The organism is Burkholderia sp. AU33423, from assembly GCF_002223135.1.
Classification (GTDB): Bacteria; Pseudomonadota; Gammaproteobacteria; order Burkholderiales; family Burkholderiaceae; genus Burkholderia; species Burkholderia lata_D.
Map to the genome: position 1 here is coordinate 285,001 of NZ_NKFH01000008.1, position 17,023 is coordinate 302,023.

General features: G+C 64.2%; 16 protein-coding genes and 2 pseudogenes. 5 read left to right on the forward strand and 13 right to left on the reverse strand.

Annotated features, from left to right (window positions below; all coding sequences use genetic code 11):
• Positions 1-386: 386 nt before the first annotated feature.
• Positions 387-1,328, forward strand: coding sequence for a 4-hydroxy-3-methylbut-2-enyl diphosphate reductase (gene ispH / locus CFB50_RS32640; RefSeq protein ID WP_069252728.1), 942 nt, complete (start codon positions 387-389; stop codon positions 1,326-1,328).
• A 12-nt stretch (positions 1,329-1,340) separates the two neighbouring features.
• On the forward strand, positions 1,341-2,501 hold the full coding sequence (hpnH, locus tag CFB50_RS32645) for an adenosyl-hopene transferase HpnH (RefSeq protein ID WP_039349540.1): 1,161 nt from the start codon (positions 1,341-1,343) through the stop codon (positions 2,499-2,501).
• A 155-nt stretch (positions 2,502-2,656) separates the two neighbouring features.
• Here hpnH and CFB50_RS32650 read toward each other — a convergent pair whose 3' ends face one another.
• From CFB50_RS32650 to CFB50_RS32665, 4 genes are all read right to left on the reverse strand, one after another.
• The gene (locus CFB50_RS32650; RefSeq protein WP_089448641.1) at positions 2,657-2,917 is read right to left on the reverse strand and encodes a hypothetical protein; all 261 of its coding nucleotides are present in this window, start codon (positions 2,915-2,917) and stop codon (positions 2,657-2,659) included.
• A 181-nt stretch (positions 2,918-3,098) separates the two neighbouring features.
• Entirely contained in the window at positions 3,099-3,578 is a 480-nt protein-coding gene (locus CFB50_RS32655) for a hypothetical protein (RefSeq protein ID WP_069252730.1), read from the reverse strand.
• Positions 3,575-3,787, reverse strand: a complete 213-nt coding sequence (locus tag CFB50_RS32660) for a hypothetical protein (protein ID WP_089448642.1) — start codon at positions 3,785-3,787, stop codon at positions 3,575-3,577. Before CFB50_RS32660 ends, CFB50_RS32655 begins: the two co-directional genes overlap by 4 nt.
• Before the next feature lie 14 nt (positions 3,788-3,801).
• Positions 3,802-4,179, reverse strand: coding sequence for a hypothetical protein (locus CFB50_RS32665; RefSeq protein WP_089448643.1), 378 nt, complete (start codon positions 4,177-4,179; stop codon positions 3,802-3,804).
• Positions 4,180-4,671: 492 nt separating this feature from the next.
• Between CFB50_RS32665 and CFB50_RS32670 the strand changes: the two genes are divergently transcribed.
• The 3 genes from CFB50_RS32670 (at position 4,672) to CFB50_RS32680 (ending at position 6,980) form a co-directional block, all read left to right on the forward strand.
• On the forward strand, positions 4,672-5,025 hold the full coding sequence (locus CFB50_RS32670; RefSeq protein WP_089448644.1) for a DOPA 4,5-dioxygenase family protein: 354 nt from the start codon (positions 4,672-4,674) through the stop codon (positions 5,023-5,025).
• Positions 5,026-5,142: 117 nt separating this feature from the next.
• Entirely contained in the window at positions 5,143-5,574 is a 432-nt protein-coding gene (locus tag CFB50_RS32675; protein ID WP_089448645.1) for a nuclear transport factor 2 family protein, read from the forward strand.
• Positions 5,571-6,980: an MFS transporter gene (locus CFB50_RS32680; protein WP_089448646.1), complete on the forward strand. Its 1,410-nt coding sequence runs from the start codon at positions 5,571-5,573 to the stop codon at positions 6,978-6,980. The genes CFB50_RS32675 and CFB50_RS32680 overlap by 4 nt, the downstream gene beginning before the upstream one ends.
• Before the next feature lie 64 nt (positions 6,981-7,044).
• Here the strand turns inward: CFB50_RS32680 and trhA are convergent, their stop codons facing one another.
• The 9 genes and pseudogenes from trhA to CFB50_RS39720 all read right to left on the reverse strand — a co-directional run bounded on the left by trhA (position 7,045) and on the right by CFB50_RS39720 (position 16,877).
• The gene (gene trhA, locus CFB50_RS32685; RefSeq protein ID WP_039349524.1) at positions 7,045-7,665 is read right to left on the reverse strand and encodes a PAQR family membrane homeostasis protein TrhA; all 621 of its coding nucleotides are present in this window, start codon (positions 7,663-7,665) and stop codon (positions 7,045-7,047) included.
• A 180-nt stretch (positions 7,666-7,845) separates the two neighbouring features.
• The gene (locus CFB50_RS32690) at positions 7,846-8,052 is read right to left on the reverse strand and encodes a YbdD/YjiX family protein (protein ID WP_011353713.1); all 207 of its coding nucleotides are present in this window, start codon (positions 8,050-8,052) and stop codon (positions 7,846-7,848) included.
• A gap of 12 nt (positions 8,053-8,064) precedes the next feature.
• The gene (locus CFB50_RS32695) at positions 8,065-10,143 is read right to left on the reverse strand and encodes a carbon starvation CstA family protein (RefSeq protein WP_039349522.1); all 2,079 of its coding nucleotides are present in this window, start codon (positions 10,141-10,143) and stop codon (positions 8,065-8,067) included.
• Positions 10,144-10,554: 411 nt separating this feature from the next.
• Positions 10,555-11,352: an IS21-like element helper ATPase IstB gene (gene istB / locus CFB50_RS32700; RefSeq protein ID WP_060091270.1), complete on the reverse strand. Its 798-nt coding sequence runs from the start codon at positions 11,350-11,352 to the stop codon at positions 10,555-10,557.
• Positions 11,345-12,823, reverse strand: coding sequence for an IS21 family transposase (gene istA / locus CFB50_RS32705; protein ID WP_373452940.1), 1,479 nt, complete (start codon positions 12,821-12,823; stop codon positions 11,345-11,347). The genes istB and istA overlap by 8 nt, the downstream gene beginning before the upstream one ends.
• 141 nt (positions 12,824-12,964) lie before the next feature.
• Positions 12,965-13,177 (reverse strand): annotated as a pseudogene (locus CFB50_RS32710) (DUF4158 domain-containing protein); the annotation flags it as partial.
• Positions 13,178-13,493: 316 nt separating this feature from the next.
• Positions 13,494-14,984: an ISNCY family transposase gene (locus tag CFB50_RS32715; protein ID WP_089448647.1), complete on the reverse strand. Its 1,491-nt coding sequence runs from the start codon at positions 14,982-14,984 to the stop codon at positions 13,494-13,496.
• A gap of 269 nt (positions 14,985-15,253) precedes the next feature.
• Positions 15,254-16,119: pseudogene (locus CFB50_RS32720) on the reverse strand (cell division protein FtsH); the annotation flags it as partial.
• A 419-nt stretch (positions 16,120-16,538) separates the two neighbouring features.
• Positions 16,539-16,877 carry a hypothetical protein gene (locus CFB50_RS39720; RefSeq protein WP_012328512.1) on the reverse strand — a complete coding sequence of 113 codons (339 nt, stop codon included), beginning with the start codon at positions 16,875-16,877 and terminating at the stop codon, positions 16,539-16,541.
• Positions 16,878-17,023: the final 146 nt, after the last annotated feature.

Here is a 17,023-nt window from a genome sequence, read left to right on the forward strand (position 1 = left end):
GGCGCCGGCATCGGCAAAACTAATAGGGGTCAGGAACACAACGCCCGAAACCGCGCGGGCGGCCGGGCAATACGCGTAAGAATCGACGGTCATCGAATGGCCTTGAAATGAGCGCGACGCCGGGCAGCCGGAGCGGCTGCCCGCGAAACCGCGTAGTTTACTGGGTTCCGCGCGCGCCAGCGCCGACGCGGTTCTCCCGCAAATGCAACACGCCAGGCACAGCACCAGAGCAAGGACTTCCCGATAGAGTTAAAATGCGCGATTAATTCGGGGTTCCGGGGCCTGGCCGGCCGGTTCGTTCCTGCCTTCATAACATCAAGCCGGGGCGAGCAAGCGCGTGCCAAGCGCCTCGAACCCCGGCGTCTGTCGTCGGAGTTCGCTCACTTATGCGAGTCATCCTTGCCCAGCCCCGCGGCTTTTGTGCGGGGGTTGTCCGTGCGATCGAGATCGTCGATCGCGCGCTGCAACAGCACGGTGCGCCGGTCTATGTGCGTCATGAGATCGTGCATAACCGGCATGTCGTCGAAAATCTGCGTAATAAAGGGGCCCGATTCGTTGAGGAACTCGACGAGGTGCCCCACGGCGCTGTCGCGATCTTCAGCGCGCACGGTGTCGCCCAGACGGTCGAGCGCGACGCGGAAACGCGCGGGCTCGACGTGCTCGACGCCACCTGCCCGCTCGTCACGAAAGTGCACGTGCAAGGCCGCCAGTATGTCGCGGCGGGCCGCCGGCTGATCCTGATCGGCCATGCGGGCCACCCGGAAGTCGAGGGTACGATCGGCCAGATTCCGGCCGAGGTGATCCTCGTGCAGAGCGAAGCCGAAGTCGATACGCTGACGCTGCCCGTCGACACGCCGGTCGCGTACATTACGCAGACCACGCTGTCGGTCGACGATACGCGCGGCATCATCGAAGCGCTGCAGCGCCGGTTCACCGACCTCGTCGGCCCGGACACGCGCGACATCTGCTACGCGACGCAAAATCGCCAGGCCGCCGTGCGCGAGCTGAGCGAACAGGTTGACGTGCTGCTGGTCGTCGGTGCGACGAACAGCTCGAACTCGAACCGCCTGCGCGAGATCGGCACCGAAAGCGGTGTGCCGAGCTACCTCGTCGCCGACGGTTCGGAAGTAAAGGCCGAATGGTTCGCGAATGCGCAGACCGTGGGCCTGACCGCCGGGGCGTCCGCGCCCGAGGAGATGGTCGAAGATGTCATCGGCGCGTTGCGCGCGCTGGGTCCCGTCGACGTCACGACGATGGCGGGCCGTGAGGAAAAAGTCGAATTCAAGCTGCCGGCGAAGCTCACGCAAGCTGTCGCCCGCGAAGTTTAAGGAGGACATCTCTTGTCTATTCCGCTGCTCCAGCAAGTCCGCGTCGGCGCGTACATCACGCGCCAACACCTGTCCGGCAACAAACGCTATCCGCTCGCGCTGATGCTCGAGCCGCTGTTCCGCTGCAACCTCGCGTGCAACGGCTGCGGCAAGATCGATTACCCGGACCCCATCCTGAACCAGCGCCTGTCCGTCCAGGAATGCCTGGAAGCGGTCGACGAATGCGGCGCACCGATCGTGTCGATCGCGGGCGGCGAGCCGCTGCTGCACAAGGAAATGCCGGAAATCGTCCGCGGCATCATGAAGCGCAAGAAGTTCGTCTACCTCTGCACGAACGCGCTGCTGATGGAAAAGAAGATGGACGACTACCAGCCGAGCCCGTACTTCGTCTGGTCGGTCCACCTCGACGGTGACGCGCAGATGCACGACCACTCGGTGTCGCAGGAAGGCGTGTACGACAAGGCAGTCGCGGCCATCAAGGAAGCGAAGCGCCGCGGCTTCCGCGTGAACATCAACTGCACGCTGTTCAACGATGCGATCCCCGAGCGCGTCGCGAAGTTCTTCGATACGCTGAAGCCGATCGGCGTCGACGGCATCACCGTGTCGCCGGGCTACGCGTACGAGCGCGCGCCGGATCAGCAGCACTTCCTGAACCGCGACAAGACGAAGAACCTGTTCCGCGAAATCCTGAAGCGCGGCGAAGGCGGCAAGCGCTGGTCGTTCAGCCAGTCGTCGCTGTTCCTCGACTTCCTGGCCGGCAACCAGACGTACAAGTGCACGCCGTGGGGCAACCCGGCGCGTACGGTGTTCGGCTGGCAGAAGCCGTGCTACCTGGTCGGCGAAGGTTACGTGAAGACCTTCAAGGAACTGATGGAAGACACGAACTGGGACAACTACGGCGTCGGCAACTACGAGAAGTGCGCGGACTGCATGGTCCACTGCGGCTTCGAAGCGACCGCCGTGATGGACACGATGGCCCATCCGCTGAAGGCGTTCGCCGTGAGCCGCAAGGGCATCAAGACCGACGGCCCGTTCGCGCCGGACATTCCGATCGACAAGCAGCGCCCGGCCGAGTACGTGTTCTCGCGTCACGTCGAGATCAAGCTCGAGGAAATCCAGCGCGCCGGCAAGGGCAAGCTGCAAAAGGCGGCGAAGCCGGCAGCGGCAGCTTAAGCGGGTTTCGCTACGCGGGGGCTGGCGCCTCCGCGCAGGCAGTCAGAAGGCGCCACGGAGTTCATTCGCTCCGTGGCGCTTTTGTTTTGCCGGACGTCGCCGTGGGCCAGGACGAATCGGCACACGCAGGCATATCTTGTGCGTGTACCGCTCGCCTAGTGTCTGGATTCCGCCGCCGCGATCAACTGCCATGCGGTCGGGCCGGGATCGAGCAGCGGGTCGGACGGCGGATCGAGATCGTGCCGATGTGTGTCCTCGGACGGCAGCGTCTGCCCCTTCGCAATGCCTATCTCGTCGCCGCACACGGTGCATCGATAGATGCCCGCGATCGTCACTTCGCTGCCCGGCGGCAGGTTCTCGCTGAATGCGCGGCCGCTTCCGCACGTGAAGTAGCCGCCTGCCCTGTATAGCGCCATCGCTCCTCCTGACCGAAACGAATGCGTTCGCGCCGACATGCACGATCGTCGCAAACGCGAGGATGGATCGTCATCGACCGAACCCGTTCGGCTTCCGTGATGACATTAGACGGCGAGCGTCAGCGCCTGTGAATGGGACGAGTATGAAACACCGGCCGGGCATCGGTCGGGATGCCGCCGCTCAATGCAGAGCGGCCGGCTCCCGCATCTTCGCCGCTGCCTGCGCGACGAGCCCCGGCTGCTCCGCGGAGGCGAACGAGCACACATGGCGCCACAGCTCGGCGAGCCGGTGCCGCGTGAGCGTCGCGACGCACGCATCGTTCGCGGCAAGCACGCGCTCGAGCACCGCGCATTCGTCGTCGTACAGCGTCCATGCGCCGCTTTGCTCGGCACGCGCCACGCTCGCATCGAGCACGCGCTCCGCGTCGACGCACAGGTCGATGCTCGCATCTGGGGCGGCCGCGTCGTCGAGCGCGAGGAACACCAGGTAGACGCTCGTACGCAGCCGCATCAGCAACGCTTCGTTGCCGTGCTCGCCGCGCAGCGCGACGAGCGCCATGTGGCATTTCAGCGAGATGTCGCGCACATGTGCGGGCGGCAGGGGTAGCAACCACTCGCGGGTCAGCGGCACGTGGCGACGGCCTTTCCGGACGGCCTTCATGATCCGCCCTCGCTTGCCGCAGCGTCTTCCGTGTCGAACGCCGGGCACGCGGTGCGGCACGCGACGGCGCCACGGCCTGCATCGCGATGGCCGTTCGCGCGGCGCCGCACGCCGGACACGTCGTCGCGCCGACGCGTCGCGCCCCCGTCCGGCAGCCGGCGGATCATCGACGCGCGCAACGCGTCGGGGAATCGGTTAGCGCATGCCATGCTCGTCTCCTGCTTCAGAACGTGTTCTCGCCCTTCAGGTAGTACGCGGTCTTCACGAAGAACGCCTTGACCGGATGACCGCCCTGCACGTCGCGCGCGGCGCGTGCTTCCATCGCAGCCCGCTCTTCGCGCGACCGGTCCGGCACCGGATGGTGGACACGTTCGAGCGCGCGCTGCATCGCGAGCGGATAGTTCTGGTTGCCGGCCGACGTCGCGCGATAGCCGGCGCGCGTCATTTGCATCAGTTGTGCGTCGGTCTCGGCACGCGCCGCCGACCAGCTCGACAGTGCGGCAGTCGGTGCGCCGTCGGGAACGACCGATTGCGCAAAGCTGACGGCGGGCAGCGCAGCGAGTGCGCACGAAAGTACCGCAACGGGAACGAAGGATCGCATAGTGGCCTCCAGGTGGTTGTCCCCGCATCGATCAGGTTCGACGATGCGTTGAAACCATCGTATGTCGCGCGGCATTCCGCTTGAATAGCCGATTCTGCAATTGATATTTTCGGCTTCGGAATCGGGTGCGCAAACCGCGTCATGCGTGAATCCCGCCAAATCGGAATTTCTTTAATTCATTCAACGCCCTGATTGCAATTGTTCAGACGATCCGGCGCGGCGCACACGGCGCTTTTTCAATTTCCGAAATGACGTGTTGCCGGTGCGATCACGACCGGCGCACCTGCCGACAAGGCTTCCGGCGTGATATCGCGCGTGCGGACACCTCAATCACCGGACTGATCGGATCGAACGTCTCTCGTGATTCAGGACAAGGCATCGCGTCCGGATTGCCGGATCGCGACACGACGCGCACGGCAAGGACGCGCGATAATCAAGCATCGGCCGTTTCGCACGGCACTTCATGCATTCCCATTTCTATCGAGTCCTTTCATGGTTGCCCTCGACACCACCGCCATCCACAGTTGGCACGCGCACGTCTATTTCGATGCAGCCAGCCGCGACGCGGCCTGGGCTTTTCGCCAGGTCGTCGACGAACGGTTCGGCGCGGTCATCGAACTCGGCCGCTTTCACGAACGCCTCGTCGGCCCGCATCCGGCCTGGTCGTACCAGATCGCGTTCGACGCCGCGCGCTTCGACGAGATCGTGCCGTGGCTCGTGCTGAACCACGGCACGCTCGATATCTTCCTGCATCCGAATACGAACGACGAACTGCGCGACCATCGCGATTGCGCGGTGTGGATCGGGAAGTCGTACGGGCTGAATCTCGACGCGCTGGCCGGATAACGGCCGGCACGCGGCCGCCCGCGCCGCGGCGACATCCACGTTTCGGGTCGACGTGAAACGTCCCGCGGCGGCGCGCCCATACAGTGGGTTCCGTTATCGATGCTTCCGGAACCCGCCATGTCACACGCCCACGCCGATGTCCGGCACATTTATGACGGCTGGCACGCGGCCGTCGTCGCGCGCGACGTCGATGCGCTGATGGCGCTGTATGCCGACGACGCGGTGCTCGAAACGCCGCTCGTTGTCGCCACGCTGCCCGAACACGGCTCGGGCGTGCTGCACGGCAAGGCCGCGATCGGCGCGTTCTTCGCGGCGGCCCTGCGCAATCCGGGCAACACGCTCGGGCGCTGGTACCGCAGCGGTCTGTTCTTCTCGAACGGCCGCCAGCTCGTCTGGGAATACCCGCGCGCCACGCCGGACGGCGATCAGGTCGATCTCGTCGAGGTGATGGACCTGCATGACGGGCTGATCGCGCATCATCGCGTGTACTGGGGATGGGTCGGGTTCAATGCGCTGCGGGCCGCCACACCGTCGCCCGAACGCGCATGACGGCCGCCGCACCGGACCGGGCCGCCGCGCATCGTGTGCTCGCCGCGACCTGCGTAAGCTACACGCTCGTGTTGCTCGATGCGTCGATCGTCAACGTCGCGCTCACCGACATCGCGCACACGTTCGGCAGCCGCGTGGCCGGCCTGCAGTGGATCGTGAACGCGTACACGCTCGCGTTCGCGAGCCTGCTGATGACGGGCGGCACGCTCGGCGACCGGCTCGGCGATCGCGACGTCTATATCGCCGGGCTCGCGGTATTCGTCGCCGCGTCGGCGCTGTGCGGCGTCGCGCCGACCCTCCCGGCGCTCGCGATCGCCCGCGCGTTGCAAGGCGTCGGCAGCGCGATGCTGGTGCCCTGCTCGCTCGCGCTGCTCAATCGCGCCTTCCCCGAACCGGCCGCGCGCGCGTCGGCGATCAGCCTGTGGATGGGCTGCGGCGGCATCGCAATGGCGTCGGACCCGTTGATCGGCGGCCTGCTGATCCATCTGTTCGGGTGGCGCAGCCTCTTCTTCGTGAACCTGCCGCTCGGGCTGGCCGGCATCTGGCTCGGCCGCTCGGTCGTGCGCGCCGCCGTCGTCGACGCATCGCGGCATTTCGACTGGGGCGGCCAGGCCGCGGCCATCGTCGCGATCGCGGCACTGATCGGCACGCTGATCGAAGGCCCGACGCTCGGCTGGCGCTCGGCGCCGATCATCGGCGGCGCGGTGACGAGCGTCGTCGCGTGGAGCGCGTTCATCGCGATCGAAGCGCGGCGCCGCGAACCGATGCTGCCGCTCGCGTTCTTCCGCAACCGGCTGTTCGCCGGATCGACGGTCGTGTCGATGGCGTCGGCGTTCGTGTTCTACGGCTTGCTGTTCGTGCTCAGCCTGTTCTATCGGCAAGTCCGGGGCGCCAGCCCGCTCGACACGGGGCTCGCGTTCTTGCCGATGACCGCGATGGTCGCACTCGGCGGGCTGTGTTCAGGCAGGCTGGTTGCGCGCTTCGGCGCGCGCGGCTCGATGTGTGCGGCGTTCGCGCTCTATGCGGCCGGTGCGCTCGGCATGACGGGCATCGGTGCGGCTACGCCTGCGTGGCTCGCCGTCGCGCCGATGCTCGCGATCGGTTTCGCATCGGGATTCATCTCGCCCGCCGCGACGTCGCCGGCGCTCGGGACGGTCGACCGGCGCCGCGCCGGCGTGGCGGCGGCCGCGCTGAACGCGGCGCGGCAGAGCGGATCGGCGCTTGGGGTGGCGATTTTCGGTGCATGCATCGCGACGCTGCAGCCGTTTCCAGCGGCGATGCGGGTGGCGCTGGTCATGGCGATCGCGCTGTCAGCGCTCGCCGCGGTAACGTGGTGGATCACGACGCGATCGACACCGGCACCCGAAGAACCGGCTGCGCAACTGCGGACCGCCACGCGCCGGTAACCCATGGGGCGGCAGGCATGCTCGCGGCACAGCCCATCGTCATCGCCTCAACGCCGCCCTTCGCTCACGCGACATACATCGCGACACTGACGAACTGGCACAGGCTCCCGGCCAGCACGAACAGATGCCAGATGCCGTGCCCGTGGCGAATGCGTTCGTCGTTGATGAAGAAGTAGATCCCCGCGCTGTAGATCAGGCCGCCGGCCACCAGCCACGCGGTACCGACCGGCGGCAGCGCATGGATCAGCGGACGCACCGCGACGAGCGCGAGCCAGCCCATCGCCACGTACAGGATCATCGACAGCAGGCGCGTGCGCCGCCCGAGCGTCAGCTCCTGCACGATGCCGAACACGGCCAGCCCCCAGCTCACGCCGAACAGCGACCAGCCCCACGGGCCGCGCAACGTGACCAGCGTGAACGGCGTGTAGCTGCCGGCAATCAGCAGGTAGATTGCCGAGTGATCGCACTTCTGCAGGATCGCTTTCAGGCGCGGATTGCGCACGCTGTGGTACAGCGTCGAAATCGCATAGAGCAGGATCAGCATCGCGCCATACACGCTGAAGCTCACCACTTTGTAGGGGTCGCCTTCGAGCGCGCCCATCGTCACGAGCGCCACGAGACCCACCACCGACAGCACCGCGCCGACGAGATGGGAAATGCTGTTGAAACGCTCACCGACATGCACGACGTGTTCTCCTGCGGGTTCATCGGGAAAAGAGGGAACCCTATGATACCGGCCGGCGGATTTGCCGTGCTGCGCTCAGGCAAACGGCGAGGCGCGCCGCCGGCCCGCCAAAGAAAAAAGCGCCGCGACATGCATCGCGGCGCTTCCCTTTCGATGACCGAACTGCCTGGACAGCCCGGTTCAACAGCATTTCCCCGCACCCGACCCGTACCGCGCATTCTGACGCTCGCGGAAGAATTCCTCATACGTCATCGGCTCGCGGTCCGGATGGGTCGCGCGCATGTGCGCGACGTAGGTGTCGTAGTCGGGCAGGCCGACCATCAGCCGCAACGCCTGCCCGAGGTAACGCCCCGCGCTGCGCAGGTCGCTGCCAAGATCGCTGAACATCGCGGCCTCCCCTTAACGTCCGCTGCCGAGCGCCTGCGCGGCCGGCATCGCTTCGTACGGCGTCTCGCGCACCGTCGGCTTCGACTCGCGGCGCGCGCGCAGCACGGCGATCACGCCGTACACCGCGATCGCCACGACGACGAAGATGAACAGCCCGGCCAGCGCCGCATCGATGTAGTCGTTGAAGATGATCCGCTTCATCTGCGCGATCGACTTCGCCGGCGCGAGCACCTTGCCTTCGTCCACCGCAGCCTGCAGCTTCGCGGCGTGCGCGAGGAAGCTGACCTTCGGGTTCGCGTCGAAGATCTTCTGCCAGCCGGCGGTCAGCGTGCAGATCAGCAGCCACGCGGTCGGCACGATCGTCACCCATGCATAGCGCTCGCGCTTCATCTTGAACAGCACGACGGTGCCGAGCACCAGCGCGATCGCGGCGAGCATCTGGTTCGAGATGCCGAACAGCGGCCACAGCGTGTTGATGCCGCCGAGCGGATCGACCACGCCCTGGTACAGGAAGTAGCCCCACGCGGCCACGCACAGCGCGGTGGCGACCAGGTTCGCGGGCAGCGACTCGGTGCGCTTGAGCGCCGGGTGGAACGTGCCGAGCAGGTCCTGCAGCATGAAGCGGCCCGCGCGCGTGCCGGCGTCGACCGCCGTCAGGATGAACAGCGCCTCGAACAGGATCGCGAAGTGATACCAGAACGCCATCATCGCTTCGCCGCCGATCACCTGGTGCAGGATGTGCGCCATGCCGACGGCCAGCGTCGGCGCGCCGCCCGCGCGCGCGATGATCGTCGTTTCGCCGACGGCCTTCGCGGTTTGCGTCAGCATGTCGGGCGTCAGCACGAAGCCCCATTGCGTGACCGTGTTGGCCACTGCTTCCGGCGTCGAGCCGAGCACGGCGGCCGGTGCGTTCATCGCGAAGTAGATACCCGGTTCGATCACGCACGCGGCGACCAGCGCCATGATCGCCACGAACGATTCCATCAGCATCGCGCCGTAACCGATGAAGCGCGCGTTGGTTTCGTTGTCGATCAGCTTCGGCGTCGTGCCCGACGAGATCAGCGCGTGGAAGCCCGACACGGCACCGCACGCGATCGTGATGAACAGGAACGGGAACAGGTTGCCCGACCACACCGGGCCCGTGCCGTCGACGAACTTCGTCAGCGCGGGCATCTTCAGTTCCGGTGCGACGACCAGGATGCCGATCGCGAGGCCGAGGATCGTGCCGATCTTCAGGAACGTCGACAGGTAGTCGCGCGGCGCGAGCAGCAGCCACACCGGCAGCACCGATGCGACGAAGCCGTAGCCGATCAGGATCCACGTGAGCTGCGTGCCCGTGAACGTGAACCATGCGGCGAGCGTCGGCGAATCGTGCACGTGCTGGCCGAACGCGATCGATGCCATCAGCAGCACGAAGCCGATGATCGACACTTCGCCGATGCGGCCCGGACGGATGTAGCGTGTATAGACGCCCATGAACAGCGCGATCGGGATCGTCGCGGCGACGGTGAACGTGCCCCACGGCGAATTGGTCAGCGCCTTCACGACGATCAGCGCGAGCACCGCGAGGATGATCACCATGATCAGGAACGCGCCGAACAGCGCGATCACGCCGGGCACCGTGCCGAGCTCCATCTTGACGAGATCGCCGAGCGAGCGGCCGTCGCGGCGCGTCGAGATGAACAGCACGATGAAGTCCTGCACCGCGCCGGCGAACACGACGCCGGCCAGGATCCACAGCATGCCGGGCGTGTAGCCCATCTGCGCGGCGAGCACGGGCCCGACGAGCGGCCCGGCGCCGGCGATCGCGGCGAAGTGATGGCCGAACAGCACGTACTTGTTGGTCGGCACGTAGTCGAGGCCGTCGTTGTACTTGACGGCCGGCGTCATCCGCAGCCCGTCGAGCTGCATGACCTTGCTGGCGATGAAACGGCTGTAGAAGCGATACGCGATCAGATACACGCAGACTGCGGCGATCACGATCCAGAGGGCACTGACGCGCTCGCCGTGTGCGAGTGCGATCGTGCCGAACGCGAACGCGCCGAGCAGCGCGACCGCGATCCAGAGCAGGGTACTGGAAGCCCGATTCATGGCGTCTCCTGGTCTCCAATGTGGTTTTAGATGGCATGCGGCGAGGGGGCCGCACACACGTGACGTCGATGCGTCGTGCCGCGGTCTCGCGGAGACCGGGGCGATGGGCCGTAGTATTCCGCGCGACCGGGGCGGCTTACAAGCGGATAACTACGTATGCGAAGCTACGTAGAATTACGTAGATGCACGGTGCGGGCACGACATCGTGCGTCGGTTTGCATAAATTTGTTCCCAAATTTTGCATAAATTTGTACCTAGCCCTCACCCCGCTTTTTAACCCGCCAGACTCGCAACCATTACCAGTAGGCACCGGATTGGGCGCTCGCGAGCATTCTGGAGTGTTGATTTCCACCGAGTTTTAACCCACCGATTTCATCTAAATCTGACCCACCCCGAGACAGCGTAGTACATCTATTCCGGTGTGGATAACTCTTCGTTACCCGCTGGTTTTGCTGCTCTCTTTCTTGTCGTCTTCGCCTTGGCAGAACTGGTCCTGAAGCGCCACGATTCATTGCCCGTTTCAACGATGTGGCAGTGATGGGTGACGCGGTCCAGCAGCGCTGTCGTCATCTTTGCATCCCCGAACACGCTCGCCCACTCGCCGAAGCTGAGATTGGTCGTGATCGCGACGCTCGTGTGCTCGTAAAGCTTTGAGAGCAGATGGAACAGCAATGCACCACCGGTCTGGCTGAACGGCAGATAGCCCAGCTCATCGAGAATCACCAGATCGACGTACATCAGCTTGTGGGCGATCTGGCCTTGTTTGCCGATGGACTTCTCCTGCTCCAGGGCGTTGGTCAGCTCGACGGTCGAGAAGTAGCGCACACGCTTGCCGTGGCGCTGTACGGCTTCGATTCCGATCGCTGAGGCGAGGTGCGTCTTGCCAGTGCCCGGACCACCGATGAACACGACGTTGTGCGCGCTTTCGAGGAACGACAGCTCGCTCAGTTCGCGCACCAGCGCTTCGTCGACGTGTGCCTGCGCGAAGTCGAAGCCCTTCAGGTCGCGGTGGGCCGGGAAGCGCGCAGCGGTCATTTGATAGGCGATCGAGCGCACCTGCCGTTCGGCGGTTTCAGCCATCAACAGCTGCTTCATGAAGCGCTCCGGCTCGAAGTCCGTGTGGCGCGACTGCGCGAGCAGCTCCGGCCACGTGCTCGCCATGCCGTGCAGTTTAAGACCCTTGAGCTGGGCCGCGATATCGTTAGACATGACGATCCTCCGGTGGGTTGGCGCGCAGCGTCTCGTAACGGCTCACGTCGGCCGCGGGCTCTTCCTTGAGCTGGAGTTTCGTCGTGGCGAGGCTGCCATTCGTGACGGGCGCCTTCAGCCGGCTCAGCACGTTCAGGACGTGCTCTGCGCTGGGGCGTCCTGAATCCAGCGCAGCCTGTACGGCGAGCAGCACCGCATCGAGCCCGTGTTCGCGCACCGCAGCGAGCACCTGCGTCATGACGCGATCGCCGCCCGGGTGTTTCAGCAGATGCCGCTGCAGCAGTTGCAGCGGCTGCGGCATCGTGATGAACGGCGCGCCGTTGCGCAGTGCGCCGGGTTTGCGCTCGACCAACGTGACGTAGTGGCGCCAATCGTAGAAGGTCATGTGCCGCTCGAAGCTGCGTTCGTGGCGTGCGATCTCCTGGGCGTTGGCGACGACGCTGAGATATGCCGGATAGCAGCGCACGCTCACCAGCTGGTTCGTGTACTCGGTGGGCACGCTGTAGCGGTTGCGCTGGAAGTGAATCAGGCTGGTCGACGAGACTCGCAGGGTCTGCTCGATGTAGCCGTCAAACGGCCGTGGATTGGGCATCAGCCGGGTACGCTCGTCCTGCAGCACATCCTCGACCGTCAGCTCAGGCCACTGCGGGTGCCGCATGTGCCACGCCTCACGACACTGACCAGCGACCCATTCGTTCAGGACCTCCAGCGTTTCCCAGCGCCGTAGCGCTGCTTCGTGCCAGATCTGACGTCGCCGGTCCTGAACGTTCTTCTCGACGATGCCTTTCTCCCAGCCTGCAGCCCGGTTGCAGAACTCCGGCTCGAACAGGTAGTGACTGCACATCGCTTCGAAGCGCGCGTTGACCGCACGCTCCTTGCCGCGGCCAACCTTGTCCACGGCGGTCTTCATGTTGTCGTAGATGCCGCGCCGCGGCACGCCGCCGAACGCGGCGAACGCGCGGGCGTGCGCATCGAACAGCATCTCGTGACTCTGTGTGGGATAGGCGACGAGCCAGAACGCGCGGCTGGAGTTAAGTTTGACGTGGGCGACCTCCAGGCGTCGCCGCAGCCCGCCAATAAAAGCGTATTCGCAGCTCCAGTCAAACTGGAAGGCTTCGCCGGGTTCGAAGGCGAGCGGCACGAAGGCCTGCCTGCGAGGCGCCTCAGCCTGCTCCTCGTGCCAACGCCTCACGAACGCGCTCACCCGGCCGTAGCTGCCGGCGTAACCCTCGGCGCGGATCGCCTCGAACATGAACCGGGCGGTGCGCCGGTCACGCTTCGGGCGATGACTGTCGGCACGCAGCCAACCTGTCAGCTGTGCGGCCCAGTCGTCGATGACGCTCGGGCTGACGCGCTTCGGATACTTCGGCTCGACGGCATCAGTCTGCCGCAGCCAGCGGCGCACCGTGTTTCGGGACAGGCCCGTATGCCGCGCAATCTCGCGCAACGGGACCTTCTCGCGGAAATACATCCGCCTGATCTTGGCCAATATACCCACCGTGATCACCTTTGTATCCCCTGCTCAAAGATTGAGCAGGGCATTCAATCACGTGGGTCAAAATTCGATGAAAATTTCCAGCTCTAGTGGGTCAGTTCTGCGCGGACATCAACACGTGGGAATCTGCTTGTACGAGCCGAGCGGCCGACCGGTCATGCGAAGAAAACCGATGTGCAACGCGACTGCGAGCCTAAAGAGATCGGTGCGTCGTGAATCAATGGCAACACGCTCGCGCTTGGAGAACGTGAAGAATGTGGCGAGCTCGAACTCGCTCAGCTCGCGCGGCACCTGCCGGATCCCGAGATAAGCCAATCGCCAGTGGTCCATCAGCCACTCCGCATCGATGACGAGAGCGGCCCAGCGTAGCGAGGTAAAAAATGAGGTGCTACGGGGAAAGTCGGGATGGCGGCTGCAGGTGTCGATCGCCTAAGAATGGTGTCGGAACGAAAACGAGCCGATGCGCTCACGCTGCGCGAGCTGTCGTCTTTGAGACTAGGTGGCGTACATAAGCAAGGAGCTTGCTCGGCCTAGAATTATCTTGCGACCCCAATGTCGTAGCCATTTCAAGATGTCGGGGCGCCAGCCAGATAGAAATGTCCGGTTTTAAGGTTGGTTTTGCTGCGTTTTTTCCTCGTTTTGAGCGTTACGCAGTGTCGAAGGTCGGCGCCTGAACGGGCAGGGCGCTCACGTTTGTTTCACTAGCCTTTGCAGACCGACGGCCAGGTTTGGTTGGCGGCTTGGCGGGTTGCCGACGTTGCGCCAGCTCCACGATCACATGCTCGACGTCGGCCTGCGTGATCTCGCGTTGCTTCTTCTTGCCCGGTTCAGCCTCGTTTCGATTGGTCCGCGTCGCGTCGCCGCGATGTGTTCGTGACGGAGCTTTACCGATTCGACTGTTATCGCGTTGCGCCTGAAGGGCTTGCGCGACCTGCAGCACATGACTCAAGCGCTTGTGCTCGACGACGGCACCTTGATCGATTTCGGCCAGGCGATCGTATTGCCTGCAGCGCAACACACGATCGTCAGCCCGGATTTCGATCCGTCCATCCGGGTACTCCCAGACCTCGATCTGGCGGTCGATCAGCTTCCGGTTGGCCGGCGTGTCCTCCAGCAAGTACATCACCCGGTCGTACTGAACCGTGAGCGACTTCGTTACCTTCCGTGGCTCGCGCCACGTCAGCACCAAGTCCAGACTCTCGTCGGCCCGTAGCGGCCGGTGTGCATTGAAGTCGCTCTTCGGCGGCTTCGCGAAGCGTGTGTTGTAGGCGGCCATGAAGGAGGGCGCGTAAGCGTTGGCGGCGGCCACCGTGTTGATCCCGCGCAATCGCATCTCCTTGACCAATCGATCCTGCAACGTCAGGTGCGCTCGCTCCACACGCCCCTTGGCCGAGCTGCTGTTCGCGCAGAACGTGTCGATGTTCAGCTCGTACATCGCCCGGCCAAACGGCGTCACGCGATTGCCAGTCTTGCCCGGCTTCACGTTGCGAAACACGCTGGCTTTGTCGCTGTAAAACGCCCCTGGCTTGCCATGGCGCTCGATGTACGCCCGTGTCGCTTCGAAGTAGCTGAACGTCGATTCGGTCTGCGTGAAGTGCAGCATCATCAATCGGCTCGTCGCATCGTCGACATACACCAGCAGCGTGCAGGCCGGCGCCCGTTCCTCGAACCACCGATGATCGCTGCCGTCGATCTGGATCAGTTCACCGAGGCAAGAGCGCCGCGCTCGCGGCTGGTAGACCTTCGGCGGACGCTGTCGGCGCGGAATCCACAAGCCAGCGTCCGTCATCAGCTTCCTGACCGTTTCCTTGGCTAGCCGAATGCCGTGACACTCCCAGAGCTTCTCGCAGGCCAGCGTCGGCCCGAAATCGGCGTAGCGATCGCGGATGATCGACAGAGCCCGGTCGGCGGCCCCTGGGTCCAGGCGACGGTTGCCGGGACCGCCACGCTTACGCGAAGCTAGTCCAGCTGCGCCGGATTCCCGATAGCGAATCACCAGACGTTCGATCTGCCGCACTGTCAGCCCCAGCCGTTCGGCTGCACGGCCGGGCTTCAAGCCCATATCCACCACAGCCTGGATCACCTTCAGACGGTCGAGTTCTCGCATGTTCAATGTCACCAGGGCTGTTCGGTGCATCGCCGACTCCATGATCTGACCGGGAGCCGGCAAGCTTACCGAGGTCCAAACACGACATTTCTAAATGGCTAGAACACGACATTTCTAAAAAGCTACTACACCCAAAAAATCGCTAGATTCACCTTATGTCAAATATCAAGATACAATTAGCAGCGCGGTAGATTCGGGTGGCCATTGTGACACCCCTCTGCCAATTAACAGAGTCTGCGTCGTCTCTCGTTAATTTGGCGTCTTGAGTCAATCGCGGTGTTCGACGAATCAGTGGATCATCACCTGCGCTCACCGAGCCGTGCGCGTCGCCCGTAGAACGACACGATGCGCTGTACCGGAACACGCGCCGTCGCCTCCGCCCGCGTCGCCAGATCGGCATCGGCATCGGCCGACGGCGCAATCTGGGCCGCCAGCGTGTCGTGATCGATCGACTCTCCTGTTCCAGCAAGCATCGGGCAATCTGCTCGAGCGAGTCATGCTGCTTGCCGAGCGTTGACGCGACACGCGTATGCGCATCGGCGAGCAGCGCGCGCACCTCGTCGTTGATCATCCGCCGTATGTTCGCTGCAACGCCCGTTACCCAGCATCCACAAGTCCGGCGGGCCGGCCTGTGGCGCGTCATCGTCGAACGTCGATAGGCCGATCTGCGCAGCACGTAGCGGTCCTCGGTCGGGACCTGCTGCGTATAGCCGAGCGTCGCGACGCCGCGCGGAATGATGGATACCTCCTTCACGGGATCGCAGTGTGCGCGGCTTTGTGCCACGAGCGCATGCCCGGATTCGTGATGCGCGATGATACGCTTCTCCTGCTCGTTCATCACGCGGCTCCTGTGCTCGATGCCCGTCATCGCGCGGTCGATCACCCCGGCGAAATCGGCCATGCCTATTGCAGGCTTGCCGAGTTCGGCCGCGTGCAGCGTGGCATCGTTGACCACGTTTGCGAGATCCGCACCGACGAAACAGGGCTTGCGCGACGCCAGTTCGGCAAGATCGACCTCCTGCGCAAGCTCCACACGTTTCGTATGCACGGCGAGGATCTGTTTTCGTCCGGTCAGGTCCGGCCGGTCGATCGCGATGTGACGGTCAAAGCGGCCCGGCCGCAGCAGCGCCAGGTCGAGGATCTCGGGCCGGTTGGCCGCGGCAACAGTCCGGGAATCGGTACGCTGGCATACCCATCAGGGAGCAGCCGTGATGCGTTCACATCGCGGGATGCGGCCGCCAATCGCCTTTTGCGGCGTTGTCGTGGTCTCAAGCGTCGATTGAAAATAGCATGCAGATCTTCGCCCCCAACACGGGCGTCGGCAATGGTGCATGCCCCTCCTCCCTCCGCATCCCCCGTCGCTGGGCCAAACGGGCAGCCGGTGCTTCGGTATTCATGTCGACGCGCTCCCATGCAATCTCTCATGCCAACCTTCGAGGCCGGACCTAGTCGTCGATCGGCATGCCAATCGATCCGTCTGAGTGCATACGAAGTCTAGTGTCGTGTGAACGATCCTTCTGTCCGCTACCGCGCCAAGCGTACGACCTTGTTCGCGGCACACGGCAGCGGGGCCGGGCCGGCCATCTAGAATGCGGGCGGTATGCTCGGTTCCGGCGAAATGCCGTCGGGCCCCGTGACGAGCATGCGGAGAATTTGCTGCAGTTGCAGCGCGCATCGACGTGCGTCCTCGGGCGCATTCGCATCAATCGCCTCGAAAAGGCTCACGAATGCAATGAGGAAGGAGTCGGAGACGGGCGTTTCGCGTTCACGCTCGCGCAGATAGGCGCTGTAGCTGAAGACGCACTTGATGAACTCGACCTGATGAGCAGCAAATTCGTCATCGTCCAACGAGGGCGGCACAACGACGAGAGCACTGTCGGACAACGAGAGGGGGAGACGGATGTAGGACGGGTGATCACTCATGCAGGGTCTCGTGAAATGCACGAGCGCGGCGTGAATGCCCGGAGCACGGACGCTATTTCACGACGGAAGGCGCCTATGCTATAAGTGTCATTTGGATTTGACATGCCAACTCTCACCGTATTCTTTCATTGGTCCGGTTTGTTGTC